The following is an 8,762-nucleotide window of genomic DNA, read 5'->3' as shown; positions in this document are numbered from 1 at the left end:
CAGTCGCACTCGCGGGAGCGCATTTTGTAGCTTGCTTAAAGCTTTGTTTCTGTCTGTATCACTTGTTACTTTTTAAAATGAGAATTGCTGGACGAACTGTCATTGGCTTGACCCTGGGCAACTTTTGCCCTCTATTTTAACCTAAACATTGGGAATCTTCGCTAACATTCCCCAACTGGGCCCACCAGAGCGGCATCGCACTTAAACCCACAACTTCAATCAATGGGCATGGTGCGTTCCCCAAAATCGATCGCTGGAGCAGTAGTACTTGCATTAGGGAACGCACCCTACCAGATCGGCGATCGCATTTAGACTCACAGCTTCAATTAATCTGCTTTAACCCACAGCTTCAATCAATGGGCATGGTGCGTTCCCCAAAATCGATCAGTGGAGCAGTGGGAGCCACATCAGGGAACGCACCCTACAGTGATGGCTTTTCCTATTCTCTAAGCGCGATTGTATTTTATGTATTTTATAAAGTTCACTACAGATAATATTAATGTCAGCAAAGCAAATACCAACCAGAAAACCGCACTAGGGCTAAATTGAGCTAAATTGATTAGCTCTCCCCTCACTGCTGGAGAAAGAGCAATAACTGAACAAGTAATCACTTCCGCGTTGTATGGACGTAATATAACAAAGGGACGTAGCGTTCCCTTTTTCCTGCGCTCTTGAACGTATTTTTCCCATTCAAACCCACTATCGTCTTTGCAGACCTCGCTAACGATAAAAGAAGCAATGTTGCGTATATTAAACCGCTTCTCTGTGAAATAGCAGAGGCTAATCAAAGACAAGAAACTTACAAGCCACTCCAAAGATACCGAGTACAAAAAACCTACTGCTGTCACCAAATAACCCATCATTAATAGGCAAATATTATCAGCTTGAAGGATCTCTGCTCTCAGGGCTGTATATTCAGCCCTTCTATCTTCTATCTTTGTCGCTTTATCTGGTTCCATCACCTTTAGAAACTAATGTCAATGAGCCTATATCAATTGTACAAAATATTGCCTGTGTAGCACGGCGATGCAGAAAACCTTAACGCACAAGAGCCTCTATATCTGCGGCATAACTACATATTATAGGTCAACTTTCCGTATAAAACTCTCCAGAGTAACGATATGGGTCAACCTTCTGTATATCACTCCATTTAGGCGCAATCGCCAGAACTTTTCCCTATATCACCCCCAAAAGCCTGTTAGTCATATTAGCATATTGCCAAAAACCTTGTTTAACTAAGTTCCTGACAATTAGGCTCATTCTAGCGATGATTCCTATGTCTGACCGCACCCCTTGACAGAAATTTATAATTATTCGACTTTTAGCGATCGCTATCGGGGGATAGTTGTTTTTTGTTACAGCAGTGGGGAGAAGGGAGCGGGTTTTTCAAGTTGGATTGGGAGTTAATCATGCTATTAAAAACCGATTCAGTATAACGGCTAAGTTGAGCGGCGGCTAATATCCTTTGCACCACTATCAATATCTCTCGCTCGTCCGCTCCAACGTGTTGTTAGACCGTGTTTTCGAGATAAGGTTACAACTTCTCTGCCACTTTCAGCTTGTTGCTTTTGCAAATCAGCAAAGATGGCTTTCAAGTCATGATTGAATGACCGAGAGTACTCTTCACGAATTCTGTGGATCTCTTCCACAATCTCATCCTGAAACATAATCAACCTCCGAGAAGTTCATAGGGTGTACAAAGAATTGGCAACTCGTAGCCAAAATCAAGGCTGATCTCTGCCAACTTTCCCTGAATTTGAGCATTGGCGATGTGCTTGCAATTCCAGGTGAGCAGGTAATCCATGCCGTGAACGGTTGCGGTGGCGATATGAACAGCATCAATATCAGCTTTTGCGGGAAGGTTGCTGCGTTCCAAAAATTGCTCTGCTAAATCTAGCACAGCTTGGTTCAAGTCGAGTAAAGATAGATTAGCAAGGATTTCTAGTCGTTGAGATGCGATCACAACATCACCTTGTGAGGTTTCTTTCACGACCGCTTGGGATGAGTAAAGTTGAAAATCACCGCGACGTGTATTCCACCACTCCTTCGTCACCTCAATATTTGCGGCCACAACAATATCTCTGCTGGGTCGAGCAGTAAGATAGCCTAAGATACTGGTTTCAATATAGACGGTTTCGCTCACGGCAATCTAGAAAATCTATCCAATGCCTATCCTACCGCATTTAATCTTGGTTCTGAGGGTGTTGGGTAACAGTCGTCAACCCAACCTTGTACGTGAAATATTCTTGTCAGCATAAAGTTGCCGCAGAAAGCGGTAGTCCCTGATCAAGCAACAGCTTCATAGCGATTAGGAAGTTCAATGATGCGATCATCCAAGTAAGAAGAGGCAAAAATTAGGGCTTGTCGAATATCTTCATCCTCCAGTTCCGGAAACTCTTGATGTAATTCTGCTCGATCGGGATAAGTTGCCAGTAGCTCAATCACTCGACGAACCGTAAGGCGAAGATTACGGATGCAGGGTTGCCCATTCATACGGTTTGGATTGCTCGTAATACGATCTAGTTTCATTAGAGTAATTCTATTGCTTCATAATCATTTTAACCTTTAGCGGGGGTAAGCAATGCCTGAAAGACATCCCCCACATATCCATTCTCCGTCATCATATAAACCGTCACCCATACTATCTTTATATCACGCCCAAAAGCGTGTTAGCCAGATTAGCCCACACCGCACTTTAACCCACAGCTTCAATCAATGGGCATGGTGCGTTCCCCAAAATCGATCGCTGGAGCAGTAGGAGCCACATTAGGGAACGCACCCTACAAGATCGGCGATCGCTGCGGTTAGAGCAAGCTTTAGCTGTGTGGCGACCCCAGGCGGGTTATGCTGCAGGTTTATTGCTGAAATCCTTGCTGGACAAGTCCCATCAGTGGTGGTATTTCCTCGATCATCCTCAAGTCTCTCCCGATCATAACCGAGCCGAGCGTTCTCTGCGTTTGGGAGTAACTAAGCGCAAGATAGCTGGTGGTTCTCGCTCCTTCAGTGGCTTTGTCGATACTGCCCGTTTATTGACCGTGATTCAGTCTTGTCGCGCCCAAGGCCGTTCGGTTTTAACTTTCTTCCGTCAGGCTTTGGCCTCTGTCCATCACCCCTTGAATACGGTTGTCTCTCTTATCCCCACTGCTGATTTTTCTCTCTTTGTCAACCCCTAGACCTGAATAGTTACAAAATGAGTTTTCGCTGACTTCACTTTCTCGCTTTGACGACCCCGAAAATATTAAAGTTATCCATCTGTACCTGGAAATCTTGAAAACCCGCATCAGTTGCCCATGCTTCGGTTAATTCTAGCGGTCTCAGGCGCATCACCCAAGGTTTACCTGTATGAGAATTTAATACCCTGGCAATAAACTCTAATTGGGGGTGGTAGGGTTGAATGGTAAAAATGAGCGTCCCGCCTGGTTCAAGAAGACGATATAATTGCTGGAAATGCTGACGAATTAACTCATTATCTGGTAATATTTCGTGGAGTCCCGAGACGACAATTAAATTAGGCGGTGGTAAGACCCGGTTTAAGTCGTCATCGTTAAAAGCGTCAGCTTGTTCGATAGTTGCTGATACGCCAAGGTGGAGAGCTAATTCTTGCGCTTTTTGCACATTTTCTGCCTTGTAATCTCGCAATAAAGCATTCACTGCACCACCCGAAAAATCTAGCAAAACTTCCAAGTCATAGCGGCCACCACCACAAGCAACATCGAGGAGGTTAGTTGTTACCCCTTGCTCAAAATTATCTTGGATAACTTGACGCAATACGCTTTTCAGAATTTCCCCACGTTGACGGATTCCCTGCCATCCCTGGGAGTCGAGATAAACACGGTCAATTATCTTGCCAAACCAGGTAATGCCGCTGGGACGATTGCGATAAACATACTCTAACATGACTCCTGAATCAAAGCCGTATTTCAAGCCCAGACGAATTCCGTCTGAAAGTTGCCCGATGGTTTGAAACAGCAATCTTACAAGGCTGTAGTAGATGGCTTTAGGATGCCAAATTGGCAGCGGACGACTTAGTGAATCATAGCTAGGTAAGGTTTGAGAATTCATGGTTAATTCCTTCGTTTAATCAAGAAAAATCAAGAACTTTTTTATTGCCAAGCAGAAAAATTTCCTGATGATGCCAACTCTTGTATTGACTGATTTAACAAATCCATAAAGCTTTGTTTATTGCCAGTCCAATGGAGAGGATTACCAAGCCAAACATCACAAAAGAAAGGGACTAATAAAGCTTCACCTTTGGGAAGTGTCTTGCCTAAACCATGCAAGAAAATTGGATAGATGGGGATTTCTGGATGCCGTTTCGCTAGATGGGCAATGCCACTCTTAAAGCTAGTTAAAGATTCAGGATTGCCGCGAGAGCCTTCAGGATAGATTAGCAGAATTTCTCTCCGCACTAATGCCTGAGAACAACTGTCTAGAGGATGCTCGCGAACATTCCCCATTTCGCGTCTTAAGGGAATGATACCAATAATATTTAGAGAAAACCAAGTCAGCCAGGGATTCTTTAACCAATAGTCCGCCGCCGCTACTGGACGCAATTTGTCTAATAACCTTAAGGGAAAGAGTGTCATCAATACCAGGGTATCGAGATGGCTGTTGTGGTTGGCAACAATTATCGCTGGTCCCGATTTTGGTAGCCTCTCTTTGTGACTGATTCTTAGTCCGATAATGACCAAGACAATCAGTCTAACCACGCAACCAAAAAACAACAATCGCAGTAACTTATTCAAGCTAACATCCCCCGGAAATAAAAGTAAACAGTAAAATGGAAAAATAGGGGAGCAGTATAAGTTAAACTGTCAATACGATCAAGAATACCACCGTGTCCTGGTAAGAGATTACCGCTGTCTTTAACTCCTAAGTCTCGCTTCAGAGCCGATACAGTAACATCACCAATAAAACCGGCAATTCCCAATAGTAACCCCAGCCAGAATGCGTGAGTTAAATTAAACGGAGTTAACCAAGGAGCCAAAATTACTGCCAATACTATTGTCGTTATTATCCCTCCTAGCAAGCCTTCCCAGGTTTTGTTGGGGCTAACTGTCGGTAAAACTTTATGTCTTCCCAAACTTTTTCCGCACAAGTACTGGGAAATATCATTCAGAGCCGTCAAAAATAAAAGATACAGTAACAATCCAGCACCGCCAGCTATGGGATTACCTGCGGGTGGTAGCCTTAATAAATAGGCGACGTGACTGATGCTAAATACTGTCAGCATCAATCCCCAATGTAGAGTTCCTATTGCCTTGAGAAAACCGTGTATTTCTCCTAAAATTACCATCCGCATCGGCAAGATAAGGAACATATAAACTGGGATAAATACTAAAAACATTCCGTACCACCGACTGTAAATCCAGTAATATTGTAAGATGATTGCTAAATAAGCCCAAAACAAGACGCGACGGTCTGCCCGCCGTGTCGGAATTAGAGATAAATATTCTTTCAGGGCCAGAAAACTGACAAAACCAAAAAAGATCACAGCTATTCCAGGACTGAGGATGAGAGAAGTTGAGAAAAGAAGGGTAATTGCCCACCAAGATTTGACTCGTTGCTTCAGTTCTGTATAATTTCTCTCTGGCAAAGTTAGGGAGAGAAGCTGAATTATGAGAGTCGCTAGTATTAATAGGATAAATACCCCTGCTAACCCCCAGATAACATTAATTGCTGGCTTCGTCCAAACCATGATACTCTAATTCCTTTAAGCTGCTGTAAGCCCGATTGATAATTGTCGAAAATAGCAGTAAGATTGTGGTAATCCAAATATAATCTAACCACTTTCCTGCTGTCAATCCTAATCCTAATAATAAAGCAATTATACCAAATAAAAAAGCACGATCACTTTTGCCCATTGGCCCTTGATATTGTCTTTTTCCACTCACTGTAACCCCGAGAACTCCAGTCATTTCACTGATGATTGACAGTAAGACAATTGGGACAACCAAAATACTAGAAACTCCTGGTATTAAGGCAAAGGGAAGGTAGAGGGCAGTATCAGAAATTACATCTCCTAGTTCATTTAAGATAGTACCTAACGATGTTTTCTGGTTGTAGTCTCTGGCTAACATCCCATCAATAGCATTCAGTGCAATTCGCATAAAAAGTACCAAAGGCATCAGCAACAGTAGCCAGCGCTGACAATGCCAAAGGACAATTGCTATTCCCATCAATACTGATAAGACAGCAGCAGATGTGGTAATTTGATTCGCCGTGATTCCTTGTTTCGCTAGTTGCTTGACTAGCGGACTCAATATCTTTTGAAAAGCTGGCTTTAATTGATAGATAGTAATCACGGAATTTAGATCAACTTTTATAAATTTAAAAATTTTTGTCCAGAGATATGGAACTATAAATATATCATACCAAGAGATAGGCGTAATCGCCAGAAGTTTTCCCTATATCACGACCAAAAGCGTGTTAGCCAGATTAGCCTATTGCCAAAAACCTTGTTTAACTAAATTTCTGACAATTAGGCTCATTCTAGCGATGATTCTTCGATCTGACCGCACCCATTGACAAAAATTTACAATTATTCGACCTTTAGCGATCGCTATCGGGGGATAGTTGTTTTTTGTTACAGCAGTGGGGGAGAAGGGAGCGGGTTTTTCAAGTTGGATTGGCAGTTAATCATGCTATAGTTTTGGTGCGGTTTGGTGCGGCAGTCATACGACTACCCCTGAGCCGAGCTCCATTTATATACTACCCAACCAGATAGATTTAGTCGAGCGTTTTGCATTTCTTAATCTTTTGAGTAAGTCTAGCGGTAAAGTTAGCCGGCAGTTACTTTGCGGATTTCTACCCTTCCTTCTTCAAACACTTGAACCGTGAGTTGATAGCCTTCCATTAATAACATTCCAACTAGAGGTTCCGAATCAGCTTCATCAATTGGTATGGTTAAATAATCTCCGTCCCAAATTACGACAGCTTCATAGACATTAAAAACGCATTCGCTACCATCACCAAGAATAGCACGTCCTCGTCTTTTCCATTTCAGGTTTAGCTGATCGATTAGGTCTGGTGGCAATGAAAGCCAACCATTAAAACCTGTATCAACGATCGCATCTTGCACGTAAATATTTCCTTCAGAGTCACATATCGAAAGTGAAATAATCGCCTCTATTGCAAGCAGATATTTCACGCGCATCAATTTCAAAGTCGCCAGTTTCAAGGTCAATTGCTACAATTTTGCCCTGATTACCCAATTCGACCTGTGGGCGTATTTGCGTTTGATAAATGAGATCGCCTCGTTGGGCAAATTCTTCTTTGCTATAGCGGGGTTGACGGACTGTCATTGGCTTGACCCTGTGGCAACTTTTGCCCTCTATTTTAACCTAAACATTGGGAATCTTCGCTAACATTCCCCAACCGGACCCACCAGACTTGCCCTGAGCTACGTCGAAGGGCGGCATCGCACTTTAACCCACAACTTCAATCAATGGGCATGGTGCGTTCCCCAAAATCGATCAGTGGAGCAGTAGGAGCCACATTAGGGAACGCACCCTACAAGAGCGGCGATCGCACTGTCACAAGATTAGCGATCGCACTCCTTCTTGTATTAGCGTAAAGTTGCATTTACAAAATGAACCGCCCCACTTGCAGCACAGTTTGCTCCTTGAAATGCAAGAAAAAAACTTCTCTTGCCAGCAATATTTAATCGAGTTGTTTTTAAAATTCCTGAGTTTAGCTCAAAGTTTCCTACATTTTTTCCATCTAAGTATAATGAAACGAACTGGGAAGAACGACAACGCTCACCATCAGATATTCCAAAAGCCAGATCAAGCTGGGAGAATCTTTGGCCAGAAGAAGTTAAATCACATGTTATTGTTGCCGTATCATAAATCATGTACATAATAGACTTAAATAGCTGCCTTGATATTGAGACATTACTCTCTTCAAAAAAGACCCTTCCTGATTTAACACAAGTCATCTTGAACAACTTGGTCTGTGCAATCGCAGGAGAATTCAACATATTAGTCAATATTAAAATAGAAGACGCTAGAATTAAATTTATAACTTTCACGAATTTCCTCCTATGTTTTTGTACAATCGAATTAATGATAAAGGGGAGCATCCCACTTGTGCAATAAGCAATTATACTTAGACGCTAAATACTTATATGGCAAGCCTTTTCGGGAGTTCATAGATTTTCAACGGTTCTCTAAATTGTGTGATTGGAACCAGAATCGTTACTACAAAAGCCTTCTTACCCTTCTTAGCATTTATACTCATTACATAATTGGGATGCCCCCAATTATAACCTAGTCACATCATGGGTTATTGGTTGGGTTTCGTTCCTCAACCAAACCTACGGCTCTTCTGGTTTCTGTGTGGAAACGAGGTCTATACTGATAGTTTTTTCCACAAAATAGTCCTAAAATTGTTGTCTAGTAAGCATTTCACGATTCCATAAGCAAAAATTATCACACAAAGTCGAGAAGAGCCAACCTTACAAGAGTATCGTCGGCATAACTACACATTAGACCGTGCCTCGCCGATCGCTTCTAACAAGGGTCACAAGGCTTCAATTTTCACGATACCGCCCTCAACATTATCAACCTGCAATCGATAGCCGTAGAGCATCGCCATTCCGAGGAGCGGTTCTGTCTCTGATGCTGCAATATCGACCTCACGGTACTGCCCATCCCAAATGACTGTTGCGGTTTGACACTCCCCGCTCTAAAGAGACGGGGATTCTTGGTTCACAGAGATTACTTGCTTAGACAGAATTGCTTCTGAAAAAGTAGAGGTAT

At 42.7% G+C, this 8,762-nt stretch carries 13 protein-coding genes and 1 pseudogene; 2 read left to right on the top strand and 12 right to left on the bottom strand.

What is annotated here, in order from left to right; translation table 11 throughout:
- Window positions 1–446: 446 nt before the first annotated feature.
- The 4 genes from BGL89_RS12365 to BGL89_RS12350 all read right to left on the bottom strand — a co-directional run bounded on the left by BGL89_RS12365 (window position 447) and on the right by BGL89_RS12350 (window position 2,529).
- Window positions 447–959, bottom strand: coding sequence for a hypothetical protein (locus BGL89_RS12365; protein ID WP_286825952.1), 513 nt, complete (start codon window positions 957–959; stop codon window positions 447–449).
- A gap of 480 nt (window positions 960–1,439) precedes the next feature.
- Window positions 1,440–1,667: a hypothetical protein gene (locus BGL89_RS12360; RefSeq protein WP_002790010.1), complete on the bottom strand. Its 228-nt coding sequence runs from the start codon at window positions 1,665–1,667 to the stop codon at window positions 1,440–1,442.
- 2 nt (window positions 1,668–1,669) lie between these two features.
- Complete coding sequence (locus BGL89_RS12355; protein WP_024970806.1) at window positions 1,670–2,143, bottom strand: type II toxin-antitoxin system VapC family toxin; 474 nt, start codon at window positions 2,141–2,143, stop codon at window positions 1,670–1,672.
- A 143-nt stretch (window positions 2,144–2,286) separates the two neighbouring features.
- Window positions 2,287–2,529, bottom strand: coding sequence for a DUF433 domain-containing protein (locus BGL89_RS12350; protein WP_002761871.1), 243 nt, complete (start codon window positions 2,527–2,529; stop codon window positions 2,287–2,289).
- Between the two features lie 293 nt (window positions 2,530–2,822).
- On the opposite strand from BGL89_RS12350, the gene BGL89_RS12345 reads away from it, so the two are divergent.
- Complete coding sequence (locus BGL89_RS12345; protein WP_002796839.1) at window positions 2,823–3,173, top strand: IS66 family transposase; 351 nt, start codon at window positions 2,823–2,825, stop codon at window positions 3,171–3,173.
- Window positions 3,174–3,207: 34 nt separating this feature from the next.
- Here BGL89_RS12345 and BGL89_RS12340 read toward each other — a convergent pair whose 3' ends face one another.
- From BGL89_RS12340 to BGL89_RS12315, 6 genes are all read right to left on the bottom strand, one after another.
- Entirely contained in the window at window positions 3,208–4,062 is an 855-nt protein-coding gene (locus tag BGL89_RS12340) for a class I SAM-dependent methyltransferase family protein (protein WP_002768795.1), read from the bottom strand.
- 41 nt (window positions 4,063–4,103) lie between these two features.
- The gene (locus BGL89_RS12335) at window positions 4,104–4,745 is read right to left on the bottom strand and encodes a lysophospholipid acyltransferase family protein (RefSeq protein WP_012265433.1); all 642 of its coding nucleotides are present in this window, start codon (window positions 4,743–4,745) and stop codon (window positions 4,104–4,106) included.
- The gene (locus tag BGL89_RS12330) at window positions 4,742–5,698 is read right to left on the bottom strand and encodes a phosphatidate cytidylyltransferase (protein ID WP_286825951.1); all 957 of its coding nucleotides are present in this window, start codon (window positions 5,696–5,698) and stop codon (window positions 4,742–4,744) included. The genes BGL89_RS12335 and BGL89_RS12330 overlap by 4 nt, the downstream gene beginning before the upstream one ends.
- Complete coding sequence (locus BGL89_RS12325; protein WP_002768800.1) at window positions 5,673–6,305, bottom strand: CDP-alcohol phosphatidyltransferase family protein; 633 nt, start codon at window positions 6,303–6,305, stop codon at window positions 5,673–5,675. The genes BGL89_RS12330 and BGL89_RS12325 overlap by 26 nt, the downstream gene beginning before the upstream one ends.
- Window positions 6,306–6,781: 476 nt before the next feature.
- On the bottom strand, window positions 6,782–7,081 hold the full coding sequence (locus BGL89_RS12320; RefSeq protein ID WP_286825950.1) for a clan AA aspartic protease: 300 nt from the start codon (window positions 7,079–7,081) through the stop codon (window positions 6,782–6,784).
- 19 nt (window positions 7,082–7,100) lie between these two features.
- Window positions 7,101–7,304, bottom strand: coding sequence for a hypothetical protein (locus BGL89_RS12315; protein WP_286825953.1), 204 nt, complete (start codon window positions 7,302–7,304; stop codon window positions 7,101–7,103).
- A 149-nt stretch (window positions 7,305–7,453) separates the two neighbouring features.
- Between BGL89_RS12315 and BGL89_RS12310 the strand changes: the two genes are divergently transcribed.
- Window positions 7,454–7,576, top strand: coding sequence for a hypothetical protein (locus tag BGL89_RS12310; protein WP_286825949.1), 123 nt, complete (start codon window positions 7,454–7,456; stop codon window positions 7,574–7,576).
- Here BGL89_RS12310 and BGL89_RS12305 read toward each other — a convergent pair.
- Together BGL89_RS12305 and BGL89_RS12300 are read right to left on the bottom strand one after the other, a co-directional pair.
- On the bottom strand, window positions 7,568–8,032 hold the full coding sequence (locus BGL89_RS12305) for a hypothetical protein (protein ID WP_286825948.1): 465 nt from the start codon (window positions 8,030–8,032) through the stop codon (window positions 7,568–7,570). The genes BGL89_RS12310 and BGL89_RS12305 overlap by 9 nt on opposite strands.
- A 491-nt stretch (window positions 8,033–8,523) precedes the next feature.
- Window positions 8,524–8,673: pseudogene (locus BGL89_RS12300) on the bottom strand (clan AA aspartic protease); the annotation flags it as partial.
- Window positions 8,674–8,762: the final 89 nt, after the last annotated feature.

The sequence above is a fragment of the Microcystis sp. LSC13-02 genome, from assembly GCA_002282935.1.
Taxonomy (GTDB): domain Bacteria; phylum Cyanobacteriota; class Cyanobacteriia; order Cyanobacteriales; family Microcystaceae; genus Microcystis.
The sequence above is the reverse complement of the archived record's forward strand: the minus strand, read 5'-3'. Positions and strand labels throughout refer to the sequence as shown.